The 22,803-nt window shown below is 56.5% G+C and carries 24 protein-coding genes and 1 other annotated feature; of the genes, 6 read left to right on the forward strand and 18 right to left on the reverse strand.

Annotation, left to right across the window (positions count from 1 at the left end; genetic code table 11):
• Positions 1 to 8: 8 nt before the first annotated feature.
• The 3 genes from ilvN to ivbL form a co-directional block, all read right to left on the reverse strand.
• A complete protein-coding gene (gene ilvN, locus WFN75_RS18735; RefSeq protein WP_040077766.1) occupies positions 9 to 296 on the reverse strand; it encodes an acetolactate synthase small subunit in 288 nt (95 codons plus the stop codon).
• 3 nt (positions 297 to 299) lie between these two features.
• Positions 300 to 1,988: an acetolactate synthase large subunit gene (gene ilvB, locus WFN75_RS18740; RefSeq protein WP_286807901.1), complete on the reverse strand. Its 1,689-nt coding sequence runs from the start codon at positions 1,986 to 1,988 to the stop codon at positions 300 to 302.
• 114 nt (positions 1,989 to 2,102) lie between these two features.
• A complete protein-coding gene (gene ivbL, locus WFN75_RS18745; protein WP_088208941.1) occupies positions 2,103 to 2,201 on the reverse strand; it encodes an ilvB operon leader peptide IvbL in 99 nt (32 codons plus the stop codon).
• Positions 2,202 to 2,724: 523 nt separating this feature from the next.
• Between ivbL and tisB the strand changes: the two genes are divergently transcribed.
• From tisB to emrD, 4 genes are all read left to right on the forward strand, one after another.
• Positions 2,725 to 2,814, forward strand: a complete 90-nt coding sequence (gene tisB / locus WFN75_RS18750) for a type I toxin-antitoxin system toxin TisB (protein WP_040077764.1) — start codon at positions 2,725 to 2,727, stop codon at positions 2,812 to 2,814.
• A gap of 64 nt (positions 2,815 to 2,878) precedes the next feature.
• On the forward strand, positions 2,879 to 3,325 hold the full coding sequence (locus WFN75_RS18755; RefSeq protein ID WP_263617376.1) for a GNAT family N-acetyltransferase: 447 nt from the start codon (positions 2,879 to 2,881) through the stop codon (positions 3,323 to 3,325).
• A gap of 62 nt (positions 3,326 to 3,387) precedes the next feature.
• On the forward strand, positions 3,388 to 4,221 hold the full coding sequence (locus WFN75_RS18760) for an EamA family transporter (protein ID WP_336996660.1): 834 nt from the start codon (positions 3,388 to 3,390) through the stop codon (positions 4,219 to 4,221).
• Between the two features lie 174 nt (positions 4,222 to 4,395).
• Positions 4,396 to 5,580 carry a multidrug efflux MFS transporter EmrD gene (gene emrD / locus WFN75_RS18765; protein ID WP_040077760.1) on the forward strand — a complete coding sequence of 395 codons (1,185 nt, stop codon included), beginning with the start codon at positions 4,396 to 4,398 and terminating at the stop codon, positions 5,578 to 5,580.
• Here the strand turns inward: emrD and WFN75_RS18770 are convergent.
• Positions 5,483 to 6,571, reverse strand: a complete 1,089-nt coding sequence (locus tag WFN75_RS18770) for a cellulase family glycosylhydrolase (RefSeq protein WP_336996661.1) — start codon at positions 6,569 to 6,571, stop codon at positions 5,483 to 5,485. The genes emrD and WFN75_RS18770 overlap by 98 nt on opposite strands.
• A 98-nt stretch (positions 6,572 to 6,669) precedes the next feature.
• On the opposite strand from WFN75_RS18770, the gene dsdA reads away from it, so the two are divergent.
• Positions 6,670 to 7,959: a D-serine ammonia-lyase gene (gene dsdA, locus WFN75_RS18775; protein WP_336996662.1), complete on the forward strand. Its 1,290-nt coding sequence runs from the start codon at positions 6,670 to 6,672 to the stop codon at positions 7,957 to 7,959.
• On the opposite strand, the gene WFN75_RS18780 is transcribed toward dsdA, so the two are convergent.
• From WFN75_RS18780 to ibpA, 5 genes are all read right to left on the reverse strand, one after another.
• Complete coding sequence (locus WFN75_RS18780) at positions 7,943 to 8,290, reverse strand: DUF202 domain-containing protein (RefSeq protein ID WP_040077756.1); 348 nt, start codon at positions 8,288 to 8,290, stop codon at positions 7,943 to 7,945. The genes dsdA and WFN75_RS18780 overlap by 17 nt on opposite strands.
• Positions 8,280 to 8,627 (reverse strand): YidH family protein, encoded by a 348-nt coding sequence (locus WFN75_RS18785; protein WP_040077755.1) that lies wholly within the window; start codon positions 8,625 to 8,627, stop codon positions 8,280 to 8,282. The genes WFN75_RS18780 and WFN75_RS18785 overlap by 11 nt, the downstream gene beginning before the upstream one ends.
• 58 nt (positions 8,628 to 8,685) lie before the next feature.
• The gene (locus WFN75_RS18790; RefSeq protein ID WP_336996663.1) at positions 8,686 to 10,347 is read right to left on the reverse strand and encodes a putative transporter; all 1,662 of its coding nucleotides are present in this window, start codon (positions 10,345 to 10,347) and stop codon (positions 8,686 to 8,688) included.
• Positions 10,348 to 10,524: 177 nt separating this feature from the next.
• A complete protein-coding gene (gene ibpB / locus WFN75_RS18795; RefSeq protein WP_040077752.1) occupies positions 10,525 to 10,953 on the reverse strand; it encodes a small heat shock chaperone IbpB in 429 nt (142 codons plus the stop codon).
• 136 nt (positions 10,954 to 11,089) lie between these two features.
• Positions 11,090 to 11,500, reverse strand: coding sequence for a small heat shock chaperone IbpA (ibpA, locus tag WFN75_RS18800; RefSeq protein WP_040077751.1), 411 nt, complete (start codon positions 11,498 to 11,500; stop codon positions 11,090 to 11,092).
• Positions 11,494 to 11,567, reverse strand: a sequence feature (ROSE (Repression Of Heat Shock gene Expression) occurs in the 5'-region of heat shock genes and acts as an RNA thermometer to modulate expression.). (Overlaps the previous gene by 7 nt.)
• Before the next feature lie 244 nt (positions 11,568 to 11,811).
• Here ibpA and WFN75_RS18805 point away from each other — a divergent pair.
• A complete protein-coding gene (locus WFN75_RS18805; RefSeq protein ID WP_040077750.1) occupies positions 11,812 to 12,144 on the forward strand; it encodes a YceK/YidQ family lipoprotein in 333 nt (110 codons plus the stop codon).
• On the opposite strand, the gene WFN75_RS18810 is transcribed toward WFN75_RS18805, so the two are convergent.
• From WFN75_RS18810 to gyrB, 9 genes are all read right to left on the reverse strand, one after another.
• Positions 12,145 to 13,371, reverse strand: a complete 1,227-nt coding sequence (locus tag WFN75_RS18810) for a DUF3748 domain-containing protein (RefSeq protein ID WP_336996664.1) — start codon at positions 13,369 to 13,371, stop codon at positions 12,145 to 12,147.
• Positions 13,372 to 13,431: 60 nt separating this feature from the next.
• On the reverse strand, positions 13,432 to 14,376 hold the full coding sequence (locus WFN75_RS18815) for a 2-hydroxyacid dehydrogenase (RefSeq protein WP_212478210.1): 945 nt from the start codon (positions 14,374 to 14,376) through the stop codon (positions 13,432 to 13,434).
• 14 nt (positions 14,377 to 14,390) lie between these two features.
• On the reverse strand, positions 14,391 to 15,701 hold the full coding sequence (locus tag WFN75_RS18820; RefSeq protein ID WP_046886348.1) for an MFS transporter: 1,311 nt from the start codon (positions 15,699 to 15,701) through the stop codon (positions 14,391 to 14,393).
• A 95-nt stretch (positions 15,702 to 15,796) separates the two neighbouring features.
• Positions 15,797 to 16,945, reverse strand: coding sequence for a galactonate dehydratase (gene dgoD, locus WFN75_RS18825; RefSeq protein ID WP_336996665.1), 1,149 nt, complete (start codon positions 16,943 to 16,945; stop codon positions 15,797 to 15,799).
• Positions 16,942 to 17,559 carry a 2-dehydro-3-deoxy-6-phosphogalactonate aldolase gene (locus WFN75_RS18830; protein WP_207292685.1) on the reverse strand — a complete coding sequence of 206 codons (618 nt, stop codon included), beginning with the start codon at positions 17,557 to 17,559 and terminating at the stop codon, positions 16,942 to 16,944. The genes dgoD and WFN75_RS18830 overlap by 4 nt, the downstream gene beginning before the upstream one ends.
• Positions 17,543 to 18,421, reverse strand: coding sequence for a 2-dehydro-3-deoxygalactonokinase (locus tag WFN75_RS18835; protein WP_040077744.1), 879 nt, complete (start codon positions 18,419 to 18,421; stop codon positions 17,543 to 17,545). Before WFN75_RS18835 ends, WFN75_RS18830 begins: the two co-directional genes overlap by 17 nt.
• A complete protein-coding gene (gene dgoR, locus WFN75_RS18840) occupies positions 18,418 to 19,107 on the reverse strand; it encodes a D-galactonate utilization transcriptional regulator DgoR (protein WP_336996666.1) in 690 nt (229 codons plus the stop codon). The genes WFN75_RS18835 and dgoR overlap by 4 nt, the downstream gene beginning before the upstream one ends.
• A gap of 225 nt (positions 19,108 to 19,332) precedes the next feature.
• Positions 19,333 to 20,145, reverse strand: coding sequence for a sugar-phosphatase (gene yidA / locus WFN75_RS18845; RefSeq protein ID WP_040077742.1), 813 nt, complete (start codon positions 20,143 to 20,145; stop codon positions 19,333 to 19,335).
• Positions 20,146 to 20,364: 219 nt separating this feature from the next.
• The gene (gene gyrB / locus WFN75_RS18850) at positions 20,365 to 22,776 is read right to left on the reverse strand and encodes a DNA topoisomerase (ATP-hydrolyzing) subunit B (RefSeq protein WP_040077741.1); all 2,412 of its coding nucleotides are present in this window, start codon (positions 22,774 to 22,776) and stop codon (positions 20,365 to 20,367) included.
• Between the last annotated feature and the right edge of the window lie 27 nt (positions 22,777 to 22,803).

A 22,803-nucleotide genomic window follows, 5' to 3' on the forward strand; every position in this document is an offset into this window, starting at 1 on the left:
TGAGCGATTTATTCGAAGAAGACCGCAATTTTGTTAAACATGGTGGGATCGGACTGGTTACGCACCACTTTGGTCACATCTTCCAGCTTATCGATCTGCGCCATCATCTGCTCCAGGCGCTGGTCATCGTTGACCAGTAGCCAGATGCGGCTGTGTTCACTGCCCAGAATTGGCAAACAAAGAATGCCTTCCACGTTGAATGCGCGGCGGGCAAACAGCCCGCAGACGTGGGTCATCACCCCCGGGTGGTTGCGGACGGTAAGTTCGAGAATGACGTTGTCGTGTTGTTTCTGCATGGCTTATTCCCCCACCATTTCTGTATTGGCCGCACCGGGTGGGACCATCGGATAGACTTTTTGTTGCGCGTCGATACGCACGTGGATCAGCGCCGGGCCAGGGCGGGAAATCGCCGCCTGCAGGGCGGCATGCGCATCGGCTTCGGCATTCAAATCGCAAGTGTGCAGACCAAACCCGGCGGCAATCTGCATAAAATTAATCATCCCCGGATAGGTCGCCGCAAAGACGCCCTGCTTGTAAAACAGACTCTGCTGTTGGTGTACCAGCCCCAGCGCTTCGTTATTCATCAGAATAATTTTCACGTCTAACTGGTTTTCCGCCGCGGTCGCCATCTCCTGAATATTCATCATCAGGCTGCCATCGCCGGAGAAGCAGATTACTTTGCGATCCGGGTTGGCCAGCGCCGCCCCCACCGCCGCAGGCAGGCCAAAGCCCATGGTGCCCAGGCCGCCAGAGGTGAGCCACTGACGGGGACGGTTCAATGGATAGGCTTGCGCAGTCCACATCTGATGCTGGCCCACGTCGGTGGTGATAATGGCGCTGTCGTCCACGCAGGCGGCCACGGCGTTGATCAGGCCATAGTGGCTCAGCGGATCGCCCCCGGTTGGGATGGCACCCGGGAACTCCTGTTGTAAATCGGCCACCAGCTGGTGCCACTCCGCACGCGGGGCCGCCTCAATTTGCGGCGTCAACTGGGCCAGCACCTCACCCACATCCCCCTGAATGGCCACGTGCGGCTGCTTAATTTTACCCAGCTCGGCGCGGTCGATATCCACGTGAATGATTTTCGCGTTCGGGCAGAACTGCTCGGTTTTACCAATCGCCCGGTCATCAAAACGGGCCCCGAGCACAATCAGTAAATCCGCCTCTTGCAGGATGTAGTTGGTGCTGCGCGCGCCGTGCATCCCCAGCATGCCCAGCGACAGCGGGTGCGCTTTTGGCAACATACCCAGCGCCATCAGCGTCATGGTGGTGGGTAATTGCGCCTTTTCGGCCAGCTCGCGCACCGCCTCCGGCGCGTTGATCACCCCGCCGCCCAGATAGAGTACCGGGCGTTTGGCGGCGTTAATCATGGCCGCGGCATCACGCACGCTCTCTGCGCTGAATTCTGGCGCAGGGGCGCGATCGCCCGGCTCTGGCAGGACATCGATGTCAATCTCTGCGGTCTGGACATCCTTAGGAATGTCTATCCACACCGGGCCTGGGCGGCCGGACTGCGCAATGCGGAACGCATCGCTGATAACCTGCGGAAGCTCGGCGATATCGCGAACTAAGTAGTTATGTTTGGTGATGGGGATAGAGATGCCGTAGGTATCTACTTCCTGAAAGGCGTCGGTGCCGATCATGGACGAGGGGACCTGGCCAGTAATGCAAATCAGGGGGATAGAGTCGAGACGCGCATCGGCGATGGCGGTGACCAGGTTAGTGGCCCCCGGGCCGCTACAGGCCATACAGACCGCCGGTTTACCCTGGGTACGCGCCATGCCCTGGGCGATAAAACCCGCGCCCTGTTCGTGGCGTGCCAGCACGTGGCGGATTTTGCTGCTCTGGCTTAACGCATCATACAGCGGGAGTACCGTGCCGCCAGGGATACCCGCCACCGTGGTGATGCCCTGCCGTTCCAGTAAATGAACGATTAACTGCGCGCCCGTAAAACGCGTCTTGTTGGATGTTGTGCCCGAACTTGCCATGCTCCAGTCCTTTTATTCTGATCTGAGCCGACTTTCCGGGAGAGGGTCGCTAAAACGAAAAACCCCGCCCGGTTTGCGCCGGCGGGGTTTTGGATTCGTGTGTTGATCCAGTCCCTACGGCGCATTGCCGACGACGACCACCACACGCACGACGACCACTGCGGCGGGTTGCGCAGTTTTTAGTAGGGTCGCGGTGAACAGGGATGGAGTCATGAGGAACCTGTGTTTGGAATCATTGATAGAATTTATACAACCACAGGTTTTAAGGCGTGACAATGGAAAAATAGATATACGCATAAAAATGCGTCAGGGATCACGTTTCGTTTGTTGCGCCGTGAAAACAAAAAACCCCGCCTAAGCGAGGTTTTTATCAGGGTTTTGCGGTTGGTTTCCGCAGAACACACTGTGTTACGTCAACGGCAAAAGTATACGCGATCGAAGACGAATGCGCAATTTCTGGCACGGATTTTGACGTTTTTGAGTATGGACCGCCTTCTGATTTTTGTCCATAAAATACTGTTCATACATACAGTATTTATCTATACTGAGTCTGTTCGCAGTGAGCGAGGGGGCCGCAGTTCTACCGGCGCAACGACGTCCTGGCTGAAACGGGTGGTGCCGTCAGTGCCTTAACCCCCTGAAGTGAGCACACTGTGTTACGTCAATCCAGGTGCTGGTAACAGGCGGCGGAAAGGTACGCCAGCATCGTGCTCCTTTTTACCAAAAGGAGACGCGTATGAGCGTAGTGGATATGGTTGTACTTATCCTCAAACTCATTGTTGCAGCACTGCAACTGCTTGATGCTGTCCTGAAATACACTCGGTAATTCAGGTTCAAGTCGCACCTGAGAGGGGCGGGAAACCGCCCCTCTTTAATAACGAGGGAATGCTATGTCGCGTCTGTTAATTGAGCCTGTCACCCCGGATGAACCGGGATATATCGCCCTGAAGGCGGAGAGTATTGCGCTACGTTTCAATATGCTGCGCAGGCTGGAAGAGAACTGGCAGCGGGGTGAGAATCGCTTTAACGCACCGGGCGAAAAGCTGCTGGGGGCGTTTCTTAACGGCAAGCTGGTGGGCGTGTGCGGCTTAAACCGCGATCCCTTTAGCCAGCAGCCCCGTGCGGGGCGTATACGCCACCTTTACGTCAGCGAGAAGTGCCGGGGGCTGGGCATCGGGAAGCAGCTTTTGACCGTCGTAATGGCCGATGCCAGCATCTGGTTTGATTTTCTGAATACCCATGCACCGGACACCGCGTACGGATTTTATCATCGGGCTGGTTTTATGCTGGTCTGCGACGAACCCCGGGTGACGCACCGCCTTTTCTGTGCGGTATAACCGCCTGGCAGGCTCAGGGTGTGAATGTTACAGTTAGATGACAATTCACCACCCGATACGCTATGACCCTCACCGTTTTCTGCATTCTGTTGTTTGCCGCTCTGCTGCATGCCAGCTGGAATGCCATCGTCAAAGCCGGAACGGACAAACTCTACTCCGCGATCGGCGTGAGCGGTTCTGCCGCGCTTATCGCTCTGGTAATACTCCCTTTCTCTCCACAACCCTCTGCTGCCAGCTGGCCGTTTTTGGTCGTCTCTTGCGCGCTGCAGGTGGTGTACACGGTGTTGGTAGCAAAGACCTATCAGGTCTCTGATATGAGCCAGACCTACCCGCTTATGCGCGGCACGGCGCCGCTGCTGGTGGCGCTAATCAGCGTGCTGGCGCTGGGGGATAGCCTCTCAGGGCTGGCCTGGTCCGGCATCGGAGTGATCTGCCTGTCGATTCTTGCCATAGCGATGAACGGTCGCATGCGGTCGCGTAAAGGGATCGGGCTGGCGTTGCTGAATGCCTGTTTTATTGCCGGTTACACCCTGGTGGACGGCACCGGCGTGCGTCTGTCTGATACCGCGCTGGGCTATACGCTCTGGACCTTTCTGATGAACGGTTTCTGCCTGCTCGCCTGGGCGATGGCGGCCCGCCGCCGGGAAGCCACCCGTTATCTGCGCCTGCACTGGAAAAAAGGGTTGCTCGGTGGCGTGGGCACGCTGGGATCCTACGGTCTGGCATTATGGGCGATGACCCAGGCACCGCTTGCCGTCGTTGCTGCCCTGCGCGAAACCTCGATACTCTTCGGGGCGCTTATCGCCTTTGTGCTTTTAAAAGAAAAGGTTGCCGGTTTACGCATCGCTGCGGCGCTGGGTATAGCAGGCGGAGCCATGCTGCTTCGCCTGGCATAAATTCATGGCAACATTCGTTGCCGCCCATGTTTACAAATCCTGCCTGACCCGGTTTTTCCATTCCTTATCGCAATGCTTAAATTGTCATCTCATTGTGGTAGATTCCTCGCGCATTTATGGGAATGCGCAGTCACTTATTCTTTCTTTTATCTTTAAGCAAACATATTCAGCGACATGAAAAAGCAACGGAACGTTAATTTATTGTTGATGCTGGTGTTACTGGTGGCCGTCGGGCAGATGGCGCAAACCATCTACATACCGGCGATTGCCGATATGGCAAAGGAACTGAATGTCCGCGAGGGCGCAGTACAGAGCGTAATGGCGGCCTACCTGCTGACCTATGGCGTATCGCAGCTCTTCTACGGGCCGCTCTCTGATCGGGTCGGGCGTCGTCCGGTGATCCTGGTGGGCATGACCATTTTTATGGTCGCGACGGTAATAGCGATCGCGACCCATAGCCTGACCGTCCTGATCGCCGCCAGCGCCCTGCAGGGTGTCGGAACCGGCGTCGGTGGAGTGATGGCGCGCACCTTACCGCGCGATATGTATCAGGGCACCCAGCTACGTCATGCTAACAGCCTGCTGAATATGGGCATTCTGGTCAGTCCGCTACTGGCACCGCTGATTGGCGGCCTGCTGGATACGGTGTGGTCCTGGCGCGCCTGCTACGCCTTCCTGCTGGTGCTGTGCGTGATAGTCACCTTCAGCATGGCGCGCTGGATGCCGGAAACGCGTCCAGTAGATGCGCCGCGTACCAAACTTCTCACCAGCTATAAGACGCTGTTCGGCAACGGGGCGTTTACTTGCTATCTGCTGATGCTGATCGGTGGCCTGGCGGGTATCGCGGTGTTTGAAGCCTGTTCCGGGGTGCTGCTGGGTGCGGGGCTTGGCCTGAGCAGCATGGTGGTAAGTATTCTGTTTATTTTGCCGATCCCGGCGGCGTTTTTCGGCGCCTGGTTCGCGGGTCGCCCCAACAAGCGTTTCTCCACGCTGATGTGGCAGTCCGTTATCAGCTGTCTGCTGGCGGGGCTGATGATGTGGATCCCAGGGCTGTTTGGCGTGATGACCGTCTGGACGCTGCTCATCCCGGCGGCGCTGTTCTTCTTCGGGGCGGGAATGCTGTTCCCGCTCGCCACCAGCGGTGCGATGGAGCCGTTTCCGTTCCTGGCAGGCACCGCCGGCGCACTGGTTGGCGGCTTGCAGAACATCGGTTCTGGCGCGCTGGCCTGGCTTTCCGCCATGATGCCGCAAACCGGACAGGCTAGTTTAGGTTTGCTGATGACGCTGATGGGGCTGCTGATTTTGCTGTGCTGGCTGCCGCTGGCGTCGCGCGTGCCGCATCACGAGCAGCCGGTTTAACCCCATGATGGCCCGACTTCTCGTCGGGCTTTTCACAGCGCGGGGCTATCATCGTTTGCAATAACGGCTCTGATGAGGGTCGCCACGCCCCCTCTTCTCCGTCGTAGAATTGATTATCCGCATTGATGGCATAGGGTATTTTTGCCTTTTGCAGTTCACAGGCCATAAAGGTAGCAAAGGCCAGCTGCGAGGCCGTCGGCGTAGAGTTGATGGTCTCCCCTACCGTCCAGCCCCCTACCCAGCTGCTGTGCCGGGTTTTTTGCTGCCAGCGCAGGGCAGCGCTTATCCGCCCATGAATCGCCGCCTTTTCGGCCGCCGTACCGGAGGTCCAGGGATATTTGCCGTTACTCTTCAGCGGCCCCCAGGGGAAGATGTGCCACTCTGCCAGTACATAGCCCTGGCTGTGGGCCGGTAATTTCAGGCCGGGAAGATCCTCAGGCGCGGCCCGCAGACGCGGGGCGATAAAAATCATCCGCTGCGGGTCGATGCCATGAATGGCTTTGATGGTTTTTTCGTAGACACGATTAAGCGCAGCGAGGTTATGGTTGAGCTTTTCGGCAGGTTCATAAATCAGATCAAAACCCAGCAGCGGAGAACTCTGGCCAAAATAGCGGGCTACCGCTATCCACCAGTTTACCACCGCTTTCTCATTTTCCGGCTTCGGGTCGCTTTTCCAGGCATCCGCCTGATAAGTGATAATCGGGATCACGCCGTACTGCTCGCACGCCTCCACCAGCTTACGCAGATGAATCAGCCGCGCCTCGGTGGGTGCCCCCGCGACGCGGATACGCACATGGCTTAGTCCTTTAGCGTGAAAGTCACGCACCACCAGCGGGTCAAATTCGCGTATACCACGCTCGGTACGCGCCCAGTCAACATCCATTCCCACGCCCAACTGCTGAGCATAACGTGCCGCCGTCAGCGGCGGCTCCGCGGCGGCGGCCCAGCCAGAAGCGCACAATAAGAGGGTGGCCATTAAGGGTCTTAACACGATCAACCTTGCGAAAAAATCGAAAGTAATAAGCCGTATTTAGCACGCTTTTTGCCATTTCGTGTAGAGTCAGAATGAACTAATTTCTGAGACAGATTATGAATAACGACGCCGTTAACACGCTGACCGCCAAATTCCCCCTGGTTGCCGATCTGATCGCCCTGAAAGAGCTCACCTGGCTTAACCCGCGCGCCACAACCCTTGCGCAAGGCTTGCCTTATGTCGGGCTGACCCAGGACGACGTCAACGACGCGCATGCTCGCCTCAGCCGCTTCGCGCCATATCTGGCGAAAGCCTTCCCGGAAACGGCAGCAGCGGGCGGAATTATCGAATCCGAGCTGGTCGCGATACCGGCGATGCAAACGCGGCTGGCGAGCGAAACGGGTGTCGGCATCCCCGGCACGCTGCTGCTAAAAAAAGACAGCCATCTGCCTATCTCCGGCTCCATTAAAGCCCGCGGCGGCATCTATGAGGTGCTGACGCATGCGGAAAAACTGGCGCTGGAAGCAGGCTTGCTGAACCTCAATGACGACTACAGCATCCTGCTGGAGCCGCGCTTTAAGGCGTTCTTTAGCCAGTACAGCATTGCGGTGGGCTCAACCGGCAACCTCGGGATGTCCATCGGCATGATGAGCGCCCGCCTCGGTTTTAAGGTGACGGTGCATATGTCTGCCGATGCCCGCGAATGGAAGAAAGCCAAACTACGCAGCCACGGCGTGATCGTTGTGGAATATGAGCAGGACTACGGCGTGGCGGTTGAACAGGGACGAAAAGCGGCCGAAAACGACCCAAACTGTTTCTTTATTGACGATGAAAACTCCCGCACCCTGTTCCTGGGCTATGCGGTAGCGGGCGAGCGCCTGAAGGCCCAGTTTGCCGAACAGGGCCGCGTGGTCGATGCTCAACATCCGCTGTATGTTTACCTGCCGTGCGGCGTTGGCGGGGGCCCCGGCGGCGTGGCGTTTGGTCTGAAGCTGGCTTTTGGTGATAACGTCCACTGCTTCTTCGCCGAGCCGACGCACTCCCCTTGCATGCTGCTGGGGGTCTACACCGGACTGCACGACGACATTGCGGTGCAGGATCTCGGTATCGATAACGTGACGGCGGCAGACGGACTGGCGGTAGGTCGGGCCTCTGGCTTCGTGGGGCGCGCGATGGAGCGGTTACTGGACGGATTCTATACCCTGTCCGATCAGAGCATGTATGACATGCTCGGCTGGCTGGCGCAGGCGGAAAATCTTCGTCTGGAGCCGTCGGCGCTGGCGGGTATGGCCGGCCCGGTGCGTTTCAAAGCCGATGCACAGGCCACCCATCTGGTCTGGGCGACTGGCGGCGGCATGGTCCCGGAAGAGGAGATGGCGACATATCTGGCTAAAGGGAAAAAATAACCTCCAGGTGCGTCACCGCAAACAGCAGAGAGAGCGACAGCACCGCAAGCGCGATCAAGAGCTTATCCCGGACGGCTTTCGGCTGTACGAATTCATCCTGCGTGACGTCCATCAGGTTACGGCTGCGGGTATAACGCCATAACATAAGGGCCACCAGCGCCAGCACCACCAGTGAGATCCAGAACGGCAGGCCGGTACGGTGCCAGTTGTGTTTAATCGCCAGCGCAATCAGGGCGCCGTACCCCAGCAGCGTGCGCAGCCAGGCGAGTGATGTCCGCTCCGGCTGCAGGCCGGGGTCCGCTTCGCGTCGCGCTTTGCGGCTATCCGCCATAGAAAACCAGCACCATCACTACGCCTGCCACCGTCAGCAGAATCGCGCTGATGATGAATAACCCGCGCGTATAGGGCAGATCCTGCTTGAGTCGCATCGCCTTCTCATTACGCAGCCAGCGCAGGTAGCCGTAGATGGCCAGCACGCCTGCGAACAGGCACAGCAGCAGCGCCAGCACTTCACGGATCAGCGGCGTGGCAAAATCAGGCGCCAGCTGGTCAAGACCCACCCCGGCGGCCAGAAAGCCCAGTGCGGTACGGATCCACGCTAAGAAAGTGCGTTCATTAGCCAGAGAGAAGCGGTAGTCCGGCGCTTCGCCGAGGCGGGAAATTTTCATCAAGAGTCCTTGTCGTGCTACGGCCTGGCTTCAGCATAGCCTAATGCAGGCGGCGTTGTTAACCTGCCCCCCAGAACAGCACCGCCAGTAGCTGCGGGGTGATAATGCGCAGGAACATCACCAGCGGATAGACCGTGGCGTAAGACAGCGCCGCCGCGCCGCTGGTGGCGTGCAGGTTGTTAGCAAAGGCCAGCGCAGGGGGATCGGTCATGGAGCCGGCCAACATACCGCAGATCGTCAGGTAGTTCATTCTGGCGAACATTCGCGCCAGGATCCCCATGGTCAGAAGCGGGATAGCCGTGATAACGATCCCGTAGCCAATCCAGCTCATCCCTTCGCCCTTGACCAGGGTAGCGATAAAATCTCCGCCGGACTTCAGCCCGACCACGGCCAGAAAGAGCACGATCCCCAGCTCGCGCAGCGCCAGGTTGGCGCTCGGCGGCATAAACCAGTAAAGCTTGCCGATACAACCGATGCGCCCGAGGATCAGCGCCATAATCAGCGGCCCGCCCGCCAGCCCCAGCCTGAGCGCTACCGGGAAGCCCGGCACGTACAGCGGAATGGAGCCCAGCAGCACGCCCAGGCCAATACCGATAAAGACCGGTAGCATCTGTACCTGCTGCAGTTTTTGCTGGGCGTTGCCCACCATATCCGCCACGGCATCGATAGAGGATGGGCGCCCAACCAGGTTGAGGATATCCCCAAACTGCAGGCTGGCGTCCTGGCTGGCAACCAGCTCAACCCCGGCGCGATTAAGCCGGGAGATCACCACGTCATACCGCTCTTTTACCTGCAGATCGCGGATTTTCTTTCCAAGAACATGCTCGTTGGTGACGACGACGCGCTCTACGCGCATATCGGTGCCGCGGGTGGAAAGCGAGGTATCGACCTCCTTGCCAATGACCAGCTGCGCATTGTGCAGATCGTCAGGCTGGCCAACCAGGTGCAGCAAATCTCCGGTATGGATCACCGTGCCCGGTGACGGCACCATCAATATCTCTTCCCGCTTCAGGCGCGAGCAGACCACATTTACGCTGTTCAGGATCGGCACATCCTGAATCGCCAGGTTATTGAGATTGGGGTTGTCGACACGAATGTTGATGGTTTTGATGGGTATATGGCCGTTGGTATGCGCAGTTTCGTGCGCCTTCGCCTCCTCTTCGACATTGATACGAAACAGCACCCGTACCAGCCACATAGAGAGCAGAATACCGCAGATGCCAAACGGATAAGCCATGGCGTAACTCATCCCCATCTGGTCGACAATGCCGGGCTCGATCCCCAAATCACGCAGAATTTGCTGGCCCGCCCCGAGCGCCGGCGTATTGGTGACCGCACCGGAGAAAATACCCAGAACGACCGGCAGAGGGATAGAAAAGATTTTATGCAGAATGGCGGTGACCAGCCCGCCCATCACCACGATACCAAGGGCAAAGAGGTTTAGCCGTAGCCCGGAGACGCGCAGGGAGGCGAAAAATCCCGGACCGACCTGAATACCGATGGTGTAGACGAAGAGGATCAGGCCGAACTCCTGGATGAAGTGGAGCATATCGGCGCTGAGTACCAGGCCAAACTGGTCGGCAAAATGGCCAACAAAAATCCCGCCGAACAGTACCCCGCCAATCCCAAACCCGACGCCGCGGATTTTGATGTTGCCAATCCACAGTCCTACTACTGCGACCAGGGCTAACACGCTGACGGTTAACGCGATATCACTCATGATCCACTCCCTGTGCATAACCTTAGTTATGATGGGGATTCTCTCAGAGCCGGTGGCGGTTGTATGGGCGATGGCGCACAAAAAAACCGAAGGTAAAAGCAAAACGGTCACCCGAAGGTGACCGTTTTTAGTGTTTGCGCCCTCCCCCAGTGGGAGAAGGCATCAGCCCGCATACTGTTAGCTGTTTAACGCAGGGCGTTCGCTAATGGCGATACGCTGCGGAGCGATTGCTTCCGGCACGTTGCGGGTCAGGTCGATATGCAGCAGACCGTTGGTATAGGTCGCACCAGAGACTTCCATATGGTCCGCCAGCGTAAAGCTCAGGCTGAACGGCTGCGTCACCAGACCCTGATGCAGCCACTTCGTCTCGGTTTCTTGTTTTTCCGGGGTACCTTTCACCGTCAGGCGCGTTCCTTCAAGCTGGATATCCAGATCGTCCTGGCGGAATCCGGCTACCGCAAGGGTGATGCGATAGTGGTTATCGTCGCTTTTTTCGATATTGTACGGCGGAAATGTCTGTTGCTCGGTGGTGCTTTGCAGGGCGTTAGCCAGTTTGTCAAAACCAATCCACTGACGCAGCAGGGGGGATAAATCGTAGTTACGCATACTAAATCTCCTTCTGAGAAGCGAGTTCGGCACAGTCTAATTTTGTGCGCAGTTGTTCCTGCAAATCCTTACGGATTCGCCTATGCTCCCGGTTCGGCAAGCAATTCTGAGTGGGCCGCGATGGCGACCCGTCTAATTAGTTGATTTCGATACGACGCGGTTTTTTCTCTTCCGGAATCACACGTTCCAGTTCGATAAACAGCAGGCCGTTGACCAGATTTGCGCCTTTAACGTGAATGTTCTCAGCAAGCTGGAACTTGCGTTCAAAGTTACGCTCGGCGATGCCCTGATAGAGGTAGGTACGTTCTTTCTGTTCGGCCGCATGCGAGCCTTTCACCAGCAGCAGATTATCCTGGGCGGTGATCTCCAGTTCGCTCTCTGCAAAACCGGCGACGGCAATGGCGATGCGGTAGTGGTTTTCGTCAACCAGTTCAACATTGTAAGGAGGGTAGCCGTTGCTCTGGCTCTGGTTATTTTCTAAATGGTTGAACAGGCGGTCAAAACCAATTGCAGAACGGTATAGCGGGGAGAGATCGAAATTACGCATAAGTTAAAACTCCTGAAATCAGCGAGAAATTGTAGCCTTCCACCATGGACAGGCTGCGGTATCCCAAACACCCATCAGGCGCGTTTGTTCATGGACACATCTCTAAAATGGGTCTGATTTCGATCATTTCAAGCGGATCCTGAACAGTTTTTTTTGCACTTTACTGTCACTGGCTTAGACTGGGATGGCAGCACAAAGGGTTAAATTGCGATGGCTGCCACAGAGCGGCGCTTTTCAACTGTTCAATTTGCATATGGCCCGTTATAAACCGGGTTGCTGGTTCATATCGCGCCATTGATGATGACAAACTGATGATGAAAAATGTTCTGATAAAGTTGACGACGTTCAGCGCGGTGGTGTTGCTTTGCGGATGTTCAAGCGTGATGTCGCACACCGGCGGTAAAGAAGGGACCTATCCCGGCACGCGAGCCAGTGCCACAATGTTGTCAGATGATGACACCAACTGGGGCACCAAATCTCTGGTGATTCTGGATATGCCCTTTACGGCGGTATTCGATACGCTTCTGCTGCCCTGGGATTTCTTCCGTACGGACAGCTCCGTGCGCTCGCGCGTTGAAAAAAGCGAGCAGGAGACGCTGGCCACCAACTCGGTTATTCCCCCTGCCGCCATGCCCGTGCGCTGATCAGCGCCCGGTTTCAGTGATCCACAGCTGGCGGAAGCCCTCCGCCTCTTCCATCCAGGCGATATAACGCCCATTCGGTGAAAAGACCACGGCATCCGCAGAAGGCGGATTGCCGTGATCGGACGTCAAAAACGTCACGCTCCCCGTCACCGCATCGCAGTATGCAAGACGATTTTCCAGCACAAATCCCAGCCCGTTGCCGGACGGATGCCAGTTGAAGGCCGACTGAATATCGCTGCGGTTCGCGGTTAACTGGCGCGGCTCGCCGCCCTCGGGTGAGAGAAGCCAGAGTTGCACCACTCCCTGGTTATCGCGCATTAAAAAGGCAATCTGCGTACCTTGCGGATTGCTACGCACCCAGTGGCGCGGCGCGTTCACAAGCCCCGGGTACGCGTTCTGATGCGTAAAGGTTAACCGACGCTGCACCACGCCCGCCGGAGGTGCCGGCAGGGTCTCTGGCGTACCCTGTAGCGGTGCATCCCCGGCGTGCTTCCAGCCCTGCTCATCTTTCGGTAAATCAATAATAAAGAGCTCCGGCACCTTGTCGCCTTTCTCAGACAGGGTATCGCCAATAAACGCCAGCGCGTGGTTCCCTACCCAGCCCTCTTCGTAGGCGCGATTGATTGCATCGCTGCCTGGCGGCGGGTTCGGCGTCGTGCGAGTGACCAGCACGCTCCAGAAGGTGCCCGCATATTCCCGGGGATGCGTAGCCGGTGGGTTCACGGGACCGAAAGGCGCGGCGACCCCCACGTTGCGCAAATCAAGCGCTGGGTCGCGCTCGTGCAGAACATGGTCGTTATAGGTGAAGCTGACGAACTGCCCGTTCGGGCTAAAGACATGGACATGGCTGCCGCCGCGCAGTGCGCCGGGCGTGTAGGGAGCGGTGATATCCATCGCATCGAGATTATCCACCCGATCATTGTGCGCAACCACGCCCTGACGATGGTGAAAATCGTACTGCCAGTCGGCATCCGGGTTTTCCGGGCCATGGATAAAGACATATTTGTCTTCTGCAGGATGAACGGTCACCACCCCGACATGCGCGCCGTTTGTGGCGCGATAAATCACCTCAACCTCGCCCGTACTGATATTTACCCGCTCGATGGTTTCACCGGTGAACGATGCGCCGGATGGGCGTACGTCAAAGGCCAGCCACTGGCTATCTGGCGTCCAGGTGTTGATATTGGTGAGCTGGTGATTACGGGAAGCGAAGGTGACTTGTTTCATGAACGGATAAACTCTGAAGCGACAGTTGCGCTTCAGAGTAATGGATCTGCCGGAAAATGACTACGCGTCCAGCTCAGGGATGGGGGTTACCAGACGCTTATTGCTGGCCCAACCCGAAACATTTTCCAGCACTAACCGGGACATCGCCTCTCTGGTGCTCCAGGTCGCGCTGGCCATATGTGGCGTCACCACCACGTTAGCGCGCTGGAGCAACGCCTGCGGAACGTCCGGCTCGCGACTGAACACATCCAGTCCGGCCCCGGCGATGGTGCCCTGTTCAATCGCGTTAATCAGCGCGGGCTCATCCACTACGCTACCACGCGAAATGTTGATCAATATTCCTTTCTCACCCAGCGCCGCGAGAACCCGGCCATCAATCAGCGCCTGGTTTTTTGCACTACCCGGCGTACATATCATCAAGAAATCACTTTCTGCCGCCAGGGTGGCAATGTCCTCAATTCGGGTATAATTCAGCCCCGGGATAACTTTGCTATCGCTATAAGCAATGTGCATGGCAAAGCCTTCACAACGTTGTGCGATGGCCTGGCCAATTCTCCCCATGCCCACAATGCCGACTCGCGCCCCCGAAACCTTGTGTGTCCACGGATATCCTCCCTGATGCCAGCTTCCCGCCTCAATAAACTTCTGAGCAGAAACGATCTGACGCGATGTCGCCAGCATGAGTCCCATCGCCAAATCGGCAACATCGTCCGTTAACACGCCCGGCGTATGGCTGACGGCCACATGGTGATCCGCCGCAGCCGCCACATCGACACCGTCGTATCCCACGCCAAAAACAGCAATCAGTTCCAGAGAAGGCAGGCTTGCGATCAGCTGGCGCGTGACGACGGCCTCACCGTTAGTAATCATCACGGTAAATTGTCCGGCCAGGTCCGCGAATGCCTCCTCGCTAAGCGCCGCATATTCATAAACGTCGTAACGTTTTTCCAGTTCTGCCGTTAGCTGGTCAGGCAGGGAGGCTTGTTTCAAAACTTTCAATTTCATCGTTATCCGTTCACTTATAAAGAAGAGGAGGCTGACTGCTTGAGCGATGTGCTTTTACCCGGGCGAGAGACGGCGATACCGATAATCCCCCCTAGTATCAGCGCAATGGCCACAATCAGCAGGCCGTAGTGATAGCTGTTGGTCAGATCCTTAATCTTGCCTAAAACAGGCGGCAGGCCTAATCCAACGAAATTGGCAATCGTATTAATAAATGCAATAGAGGCAGCCGCGGCAACGCCGGCCAGTTTTTCTGTTGTCACTGCCCAGAAAACAGGGGTTAGGGCAAAGTTAAAACCGACCGTCAGCACCAGCAGAATATAGGAGACCAGCAGGTTACCCGAATAAATAGCGGCCCCGAGCGATATTCCGGCGAGAATTAAAGGTAACCCCATATGTAAGGATCGCTCTTTCGTTACATCGGAATGGCGACCATTCAAATACATAAACAGGCAGGCAAAAATAAACGGCACCGCAGAGAGCAAGCTGATTACAAAATTACTTTGCTCGCTGGCAATACTTTTAAGAATCAGCGGTAAAAATAGCGTAATACCGATAGAGCCGAAGGCCTGTAAAAACCAAACCAGACTCAGTAACAGCACCACTTTGTTTTTTAGCGCGCTCAGCCAGGAGTGGTTTTCATTCACCGTCACACTTCGGTTATCTTCCGCTAACTGAGCAATTAACCACTCCTTTTCAGACCCCGATAACCAGTGGGCTTTCTCAGGCGTAGAGGGCAGTAACCCTAAAACCATCACCCCCAGGATAATGGCCGGAATGCCTTCAATGGCGAACAACCAACGCCAGCCGGCGATGTCAGCAATGCCGTGCATATTGAGAATGGATCCCGAGATAGGCAGGCCGATGATGGAGGCCAGTACGGAGCCCATATAGAAGAATGACATCGCGCGGGCGCGGTTGCTCTTAGGGAACCAGCAGGAGATATAGTAAATAATACCGGGCGTAAACCCTGCCTCCGCCATGCCCAACAGAAAACGCATGACATAGAGCTGAGTAGGTGTTTGTACCAGCGACATCCCGGCGCTGATAATACCCCAGGTGATCATTATCCTGGCGATCCAGATACGCGCCCCGACACGCGTCATAATAATGTTACTGGGAATTTCAAAAATAATGTAGGAGATATAGAACATGCCCACGCCAAGGCCATACATACTGGCTGTGAGACCTAAATCCGCATTCATTTGTAAGGCGGCAATAGAAATATTCGTTTTATCAAGATTGGCGACAAAATAACAAATGATGACGAAGGGAATTATTTTGCTATTTAGTTTTTTGAGTGTAGAAGTATAGAGTGCAATGCTCATCGATTATTACCTCTTCATCTTGCCCTCTTCAGGCCAAATCGCGGCCATCAGAAGGCAAAGATTGATATAGAGAAACGCATTAACTTATTAGGGTGTTACCATTCGGCAACCGCACCATCTTCCTGACGCCACAGAGGATTGCGCCAGTCTGCGCTATTTCGGCTTAATTCGCTGACCCGCGCCTCATCTATTTCTACGCCAAGCCCAGGCTTCATTAAGGGTTTGAAGAAGCCGCCTTCCATGTTGAAATCTTCTTTATTTTTCACAAAGTCGAGCAGCTCCGCGCCCTTGTTATAGTGAATCCCCATGCTCTGTTCCTGGAACACGGCATTGCGGGTGACAAAGTCCACGTGCAGACAGGCTGCCAGCGCAATCGGCCCCAGCGGGCAGTGCGGAGCCAGCGCCACGTCGTAGGCTTCTGCCATACCGGCGATTTTGTAGCATTCGGTGATGCCCCCCGCGTGGGAGAGATCCGGCTGCAGGATCGCGATTCCGCCCGCCTCCAGTACGCGTTTAAACTCGAAGCGCGAGAACATACGTTCCCCTGCAGCGATAGGAATAGCGGTTTGCGCCGCCAGCCGTGGATAATATTCTGCCTGCTCCGCCAGCACCGGCTCTTCAATAAAGAGCGGGCGGTATTGTTCCAGCTCTTTAATTAATATTTTCGCCATTGGCGCGCTGACGCGGCCGTGGAAGTCCAGACCAAACTCAATGTCGTTGCCAAAGGCTTCGCGGATCTGCGCCACGGTGTTTACCGCCCGGTCTACCGCACGTGAATTGTCGATGACTCCCATCTCTTCACAGCCGTTGAGCTTGAAGGTATCAAAACCAATCCCGCGCAGCTTTCTGATGCCATCAATGACTTCGGCAGGACGGTCGCCGCCCACCCAGCTGTAGGCTTTAATTTTGTCGCGCACCAGGCCGCCCATCAGCTGCCAGACCGGAGCATTCAGCACTTTCCCTTTGATATCCCACAGCGCCTGGTCGATACCGGCGATGGCGCTCATCAGAATGGGGCCGCCGCGATAGAAGCCCCCGCGGTACATCACTTGCCACAGATCGTTAATGCGCGCGGGATCCTGCCCAATCAGGTATTCACCCAGCTCGTGCACAGCGGCCTCGACGGTGCGCACACGGCCCTCAATCACCGGCTCGCCCCAGCCCACTACCCCTTCGTCGGTTTCGATTTTCAGGAACATCCAACGCGGCGGTAAACGGTACGTGGTGAGTTTGGTTATTTTCATTTCACTGCCTCTCGATACGCTTTCACAAATGCTGCCGCCTGCTGTGCGGTGCGCTCTACGGTCTGTCCGGCGCGATAGAGATCGCTACCCAGCCCGGCGCCTGCACAGCCAGCTTTCATCCACTGCGCCAGGTTTTCTGGCGTCACGCCGCCCACCGCCAGGACCGGTACGCTGGCGGGTAAGACCGCTTTCAGCGCCTTGATGTACTCCGGGCCAAAAGCCGATGACGGGAAAATTTTCAGCGCCTGCGCGCCCGCATCGAGAGCGGTAAAGGCTTCGGTTGCCGTTGCACATCCCGGGCAGACGGTCATGCCGTAGCCCACCGCGCGGCGGATCACCTCGGGGTTGATGTTGGGCGTGACGATAAGTTTGCAGCCCATTTTCGCCAGCCTGTCGACCTGCTCCGGCTGTAGCACCGTGCCTGCGCCAATCAGCGCCTTATCACCAAACGCATCGACGACGGCCGGGATGCTCTTTTCCCACTCCGGGGAGTTGAGCGGGATTTCCACCGCGTCGAACCCGGCCTCAATCACCGCGCCTACGTGCGCCAGCGCCTCGTCGGGGGTGATGCCGCGCAATATCGCGATAAGGGGAAGGTTAGTTTGCCACTGCATGAGCGATGCTCCTTATTCCAGCCTGAAATGCCGTGTCGCCCTCTACCACCGCCACGTCCCGGCCGATGGCGTGAAACGCCTGCCGATAACGTGAGCTCAGCGATGAGCCTGCGACGAGAGTAATGGCCTGCTGCCCGGCGAAGCGTTCACTCAGGCTGGCGACTTCGGCGCCAATCAGCAGGCCGGACAGAAACTCGCTGACCTGCTCGCGCGGGAGTTGTCCCAGCACGTGCGAGGCGCGAACCTCAAAAAGTTGCGGCAAAACGGCAGGAGAAGCGATCCCGCGCGCAAGCCCGGCGGCAAATGCCTCCGGCGAGGGGGCTTGCTCCGGCAAACCCGCCCCCACCAGCGAATGCTTAAGGAGCAAATGGTGTAATTCACCGGTCATCACGGTGCGAAAATCGTGGATCTGCTCTGCATCGGTTTGTACCCACTTGCAGTGGGTACCGGGCATAACGTAGACAGAAGAAGGAGAAAGCGTGCGCGCGCCGAGCAGTTGCGTCTCTTCGCCGCGCATGACGTTGTGATTATCGTCGCGAGAGACGCACAAGCCGGGAATAATCCAGATCTTGTCGCCAACGGACGTTAACTGTTCGCCAATGGCGGAGAAACGAGCCGGTACGGGCAGATAAGGCGCAATTTTCCAGCCTACGTTACTGCCCACCATGCCCGCCATTACCACTGGCGTGGCGCCGTCGCGCCAGTTTTGTGTCACCTCTGCTAACACCGCCTCGGGGGATTTACCGTTCAGGCGCGTAACGCCTGCTTCTGATTGCCTGCTTTCCAGGCACTGCTCACCCTGATAAAGCCAGGCGCGCAGATTGGTCGATCCCCAGTCAATAGCGATGTAGCGAGATGTCATGTGATTTCCTTTAACCTTCGTGTCGAGCTGGCGATCATCGTGAGTGCCGCCTGCTCTGCCGCATCGCCGTCCTGATGCCGTATCGCATCGAACAGCGCTTTATGTTCCTGGAGCGTTTTCGGCATGTTGGCCTCATCGCCCATCCAGGTCCGTTCAAATACCGCGCGCTGTAGCGAGCTGATCGCCACGCTAAGCTGCTGTAGCACCGGGTTATGCACCGACTGGAGCACCGCCTCGTGGTAGCGAATATCCGCTTCGTTGAAGGCGTCCCGATCCTGGTTATTGGCGATCATGTCGTTCAGCGCCGACTCAATCTGCGCCAGGTCGCCCGAGGTGGCGCGTTCGGCGGCCCAGCGGGCTATCGCCGGTTCTACGAGGTTTCGTACCTCGCTCATGGCACTAATCAGTCGCGGGTCATAATCGTTTTCCAGTACCCACTGCAGAACATCGGTATCGAGGTAGTTCCACTGACTACGTGGGGCGACAAAGGCTCCGCGATAACGCTTCATTTCAATTAGCCGCTTTGCCATCAGCGAGCGGAACACTTCCCGGATGATGTTGCGCGAGGTTTCAAACTCTTCGCATAGCTCCGCCTCTGCAGGAAGCGGCGAGCCGGGTACGTATTTGCCACCCACAATCTGGCTGCCCAGCGTGATGACAATGCGGTCGGTTTTATTGAGAGTCATGGAGGGTCCTTATGATTTTTGTGTCCATCACTACTTTACCGCGACCGCTGAATTCCGCCTCACTTTTGCAGTACAAACGTGATGCAATTCGTTAAGACCGTGGTTGCAATGTAGTACAATCTATTTATGTTGTACTACAATCCGGATCACAAAAAGAACAATTCGATAAGTTAAGGGCAAAAAAAAGCCCCGGTTAATAACCAGGGCCGATGTATTTAGCCACGCTTAGTTCAGGACAAATTTCTCAATCGCGTAGGCAACGCCGTCTTCCAGGTTAGATTTGGTGACGAAATTGGCCACTTCTTTCACCGATGGGATTGCGTTATCCATCGCCACGCCCATGCCCGCATATTCGATCATCGCAATATCGTTTTCCTGATCGCCCAGGGTCATGATCTCTTCAGGCTTGATACCCAGCGTATCGGCCAGCGATTTCACGCCGGTGCCTTTATTGACGCGTTTATCGAGGATTTCGAGGAAGTACGGCGCGCTTTTTAGCACAGTGTATTTCTCTTTTACCTCAGCCGGAATGCGGGCGATGGCTTTATCGAGAATGGCTGGCTCATCAATCATCATCACCTTCAGGAACTGCGTTTGCGGATCCATTTTTTCTGCTTCGCAGAAAACCAGTGGAATAGTGGCGACATAGGATTCGTGTACGGTGTAGTAGCTGATATCGCGGTTGGCCGTGTAGAGCGTGTTGCGATCGAGCGCGTGGAAATGTGAGCCCACCTCGCGGGAGAGTTTTTCGAGATAGAGGTAATCGTCATAATTCAACGCGGTCTGGGCGACGGTGCTGCCGTCGGCGGCCTTCTGAACCAGGGCACCGTTATACGTAATGCAGTAATCACCCGGTTTATCCATGTGCAACTCTTTCAGGTAATTATGCACACCGGCATAGGGGCGACCGGTCGTCAGTACCACATTCACCCCTTTTGCACGGGCGGCGGCAATCGCATTTTTAACGGCTGGAGAGATGGTGTGATCTGGCAGCAGCAGCGTGCCGTCCATATCGATTGCAATGAGTTTGATGGCCATGGGATCCCCGGATTGAATGAGTCTGCACTCATGCTAACGCGATTCCGCTCAAAAAACACGGTAAGAAAGGGGATTGGATATGAGGAGGGGATTCCTCTTTTGCAGGCAAAGAATCTCCCCTCACCCCGGCCCTCTCCCCACAGGGGCGAGGGAGAAAAGGCGGTACCGTACATCCCCTCTCCCCTATGGGGAGAGGGTTAGGGTGAGGGGGATAACAGCTTAGATATCGATATTCGCCGCTTTCAGCGCGTTCTCTTCGATAAAGGCACGACGGGGTTCAACCGCATCGCCCATCAGGGTGGTGAACAGCTGATCCGCTGCAATCGCGTCTTTTACGGTAACGCGCAGCATACGGCGGCTTTCCGGATCCATAGTGGTTTCCCACAGCTGATCCGGGTTCATTTCGCCCAGGCCTTTATAACGCTGAATTGCCAGACCACGACGGGACTCTTTCACCAGCCACTCCAGCGCCTGCTCGAAGCTGGCAACCGGCTGACGGCGTTCGCCACGTTCGATGTAGGCATCGTCTTCGATCAGACCGCGCAGCTTTTCGCCGAGGGTGCAGAGGCGACGGTATTCCGGCCCGGTCACAAACTCGTGCTCCAGCGGATAGTCGGTATCCACACCGTGGGTACGCACGCGGACGATCGGCTCGAACAGCTGGTCAGCGTTCTGCTGAACATCGCATTTCCACAGGCTACCGTGCTGTTCGTTCTCGTTCAGCTCGCTTACCAGCGCGTTGACCCAGCGGCTGACCGTCTGCTCGCTGCTCAGATCGGCTTCGGTCAGCGTTGGCTGATACACCAGCTCTTTCAGCAGCGCTTTCGGATAACGACGCTCCATACGGCCAATCATTTTCTGCGCAGCGTTGAACTCGGACACCAGACGTTCCAGCGGCTCGCCGGCCAGGGCCGGAGCGCTGGCGTTCGCATGCAGCGTTGCGCCATCCAGAGCGATAGAGATCTGATACTGATCCATCGCTTCGTCGTCTTTGATGTACTGTTCCTGTTTGCCTTTCTTCACTTTGTACAGCGGCGGCTGCGCAATGTAGACATGGCCACGTTCAACGATTTCCGGCATCTGACGATAGAAGAAGGTCAACAACAGCGTACGGATGTGCGAGCCGTCGACGTCCGCATCGGTCATGATGATGATGCTGTGATAACGCAGCTTGTCCGGATTGTATTCGTCGCGACCGATGCCGCAGCCGAGCGCGGTAATCAGCGTTGCCACTTCCTGCGAAGAGAGCATCTTGTCGAAACGCGCTTTCTCGACGTTGAGGATTTTCCCCTTCAACGGCAGGATCGCCTGGTTCTTACGGTTACGGCCCTGCTTCGCAGAACCGCCCGCGGAGTCCCCTTCCACCAGGTACAGTTCGGACAGCGCCGGGTCGCGCTCCTGACAGTCTGCCAGTTTGCCCGGCAGGCCTGCTAAGTCGAGTGCGCCTTTGCGGCGGGTCATTTCACGGGCTTTACGCGCCGCTTCACGGGCACGTGCCGCGTCGATAATTTTGCCGACCACGATTTTCGCGTCAGACGGGTTTTCTTGCAGGTAGTCGCTCAGCAGTTCGTTCATCTGCTGTTCAACCGCCGATTTCACCTCAGAGGAGACCAGTTTGTCTTTGGTCTGAGAGGAGAACTTCGGATCCGGCACCTTAACAGAGACCACGGCAATCAGGCCTTCACGAGCATCGTCGCCGGTGGCGCTGACTTTCGCTTTCTTGCTGTAGCCTTCTTTGTCCATGTAGGCGTTCAGGGTACGGGTCATCGCCGCACGGAAGCCCGCCAGGTGCGTACCGCCGTCACGCTGTGGAATGTTGTTGGTGAAGCAGTAGATGTTTTCCTGGAAACCGTCGTTCCACTGCAGCGCCACTTCCACGCCGATACCGTCTTTTTCGGTAGAGAAGTAGAAGATATTCGGGTGAATAGGCGTTTTGTTCTTGTTCAGATACTCAACGAACGCCTTGATACCGCCTTCATAGTGGAAGTGGTCTTCTTTGCCGTCGCGTTTGTCGCGCAGACGAATAGAGACGCCGGAGTTCAGGAACGACAGCTCACGCAGGCGTTTGGCCAGAATTTCATATTCGAATTCGGTGACGTTGGTGAAGGTTTCCAGGCTCGGCCAGAAACGCACCAGGGTACCGGTTTTTTCGGTATCGCCAGTGACAGCCAGCGGCGCTTCCGGCACACCATGCTGATAGATCTGGCGGTGAACTTTGCCTTCACGCTGGATAACCAGCTCCAGCTTCTGCGACAGGGCGTTAACCACGGAGACGCCTACGCCGTGCAGGCCGCCGGAGACTTTATAGGAGTTATCATCGAATTTACCGCCTGCGTGCAGAACGGTCATGATAACTTCCGCAGCAGATACGCCCTCTTCCGGGTGAATACCGGTTGGGATGCCACGACCATCATCGGTGACGGATACGGAGTTGTCCGCATGGATCGTCACCACGATGTCTTTACAGTGACCCGCGAGCGCTTCGTCGATAGCGTTATCTACCACCTCGAATACCATGTGGTGCAGACCGGTGCCGTCATCCGTGTCGCCGATATACATACCCGGGCGCTTACGCACCGCATCCAGCCCTTTCAGGACTTTGATACTGGAGGAGTCATAAGAATTCGACATCAACGTTTCTCGCTCATTTATTCTTGG

This window comes from Leclercia sp. UBA7405, from assembly GCF_037152215.1.
GTDB classification, from domain to species: Bacteria; Pseudomonadota; Gammaproteobacteria; order Enterobacterales; family Enterobacteriaceae; genus Enterobacter; species Enterobacter pneumoniae.

Coding starts and splice junctions, on each gene's coding strand:
- WFN75_RS18755 (WP_263617376.1), top strand. CDS start 2,879: ATGTCGCGTCTGTTAATTGAGCCTGTCACCCCGGATGAACCGGGATAT.
- gyrB (WP_040077741.1), bottom strand. CDS start 22,776: ATGTCGAATTCTTATGACTCCTCCAGTATCAAAGTCCTGAAAGGGCTG.
- ivbL (WP_088208941.1), bottom strand. CDS start 2,201: ATGACTCCATCCCTGTTCACCGCGACCCTACTAAAAACTGCGCAACCC.
- yidA (WP_040077742.1), bottom strand. CDS start 20,145: ATGGCCATCAAACTCATTGCAATCGATATGGACGGCACGCTGCTGCTG.
- WFN75_RS18805 (WP_040077750.1), top strand. CDS start 11,812: ATGATGAAAAATGTTCTGATAAAGTTGACGACGTTCAGCGCGGTGGTG.
- WFN75_RS18790 (WP_336996663.1), bottom strand. CDS start 10,347: ATGAGTGATATCGCGTTAACCGTCAGCGTGTTAGCCCTGGTCGCAGTA.
- WFN75_RS18810 (WP_336996664.1), bottom strand. CDS start 13,371: ATGAAACAAGTCACCTTCGCTTCCCGTAATCACCAGCTCACCAATATC.
- WFN75_RS18780 (WP_040077756.1), bottom strand. CDS start 8,290: ATGGCGGATAGCCGCAAAGCGCGACGCGAAGCGGACCCCGGCCTGCAG.
- WFN75_RS18760 (WP_336996660.1), top strand. CDS start 3,388: ATGACCCTCACCGTTTTCTGCATTCTGTTGTTTGCCGCTCTGCTGCAT.
- dgoR (WP_336996666.1), bottom strand. CDS start 19,107: ATGACTCTCAATAAAACCGACCGCATTGTCATCACGCTGGGCAGCCAG.
- ilvN (WP_040077766.1), bottom strand. CDS start 296: ATGCAGAAACAACACGACAACGTCATTCTCGAACTTACCGTCCGCAAC.
- tisB (WP_040077764.1), top strand. CDS start 2,725: ATGAGCGTAGTGGATATGGTTGTACTTATCCTCAAACTCATTGTTGCA.
- dsdA (WP_336996662.1), top strand. CDS start 6,670: ATGAATAACGACGCCGTTAACACGCTGACCGCCAAATTCCCCCTGGTT.
- ibpB (WP_040077752.1), bottom strand. CDS start 10,953: ATGCGTAACTACGATTTATCCCCCCTGCTGCGTCAGTGGATTGGTTTT.
- ilvB (WP_286807901.1), bottom strand. CDS start 1,988: ATGGCAAGTTCGGGCACAACATCCAACAAGACGCGTTTTACGGGCGCG.
- ibpA (WP_040077751.1), bottom strand. CDS start 11,500: ATGCGTAATTTCGATCTCTCCCCGCTATACCGTTCTGCAATTGGTTTT.
- emrD (WP_040077760.1), top strand. CDS start 4,396: ATGAAAAAGCAACGGAACGTTAATTTATTGTTGATGCTGGTGTTACTG.
- WFN75_RS18830 (WP_207292685.1), bottom strand. CDS start 17,559: ATGCAGTGGCAAACTAACCTTCCCCTTATCGCGATATTGCGCGGCATC.
- WFN75_RS18820 (WP_046886348.1), bottom strand. CDS start 15,701: ATGAGCATTGCACTCTATACTTCTACACTCAAAAAACTAAATAGCAAA.
- dgoD (WP_336996665.1), bottom strand. CDS start 16,945: ATGAAAATAACCAAACTCACCACGTACCGTTTACCGCCGCGTTGGATG.
- WFN75_RS18785 (WP_040077755.1), bottom strand. CDS start 8,627: ATGAAAATTTCCCGCCTCGGCGAAGCGCCGGACTACCGCTTCTCTCTG.
- WFN75_RS18835 (WP_040077744.1), bottom strand. CDS start 18,421: ATGACATCTCGCTACATCGCTATTGACTGGGGATCGACCAATCTGCGC.
- WFN75_RS18815 (WP_212478210.1), bottom strand. CDS start 14,376: ATGAAATTGAAAGTTTTGAAACAAGCCTCCCTGCCTGACCAGCTAACG.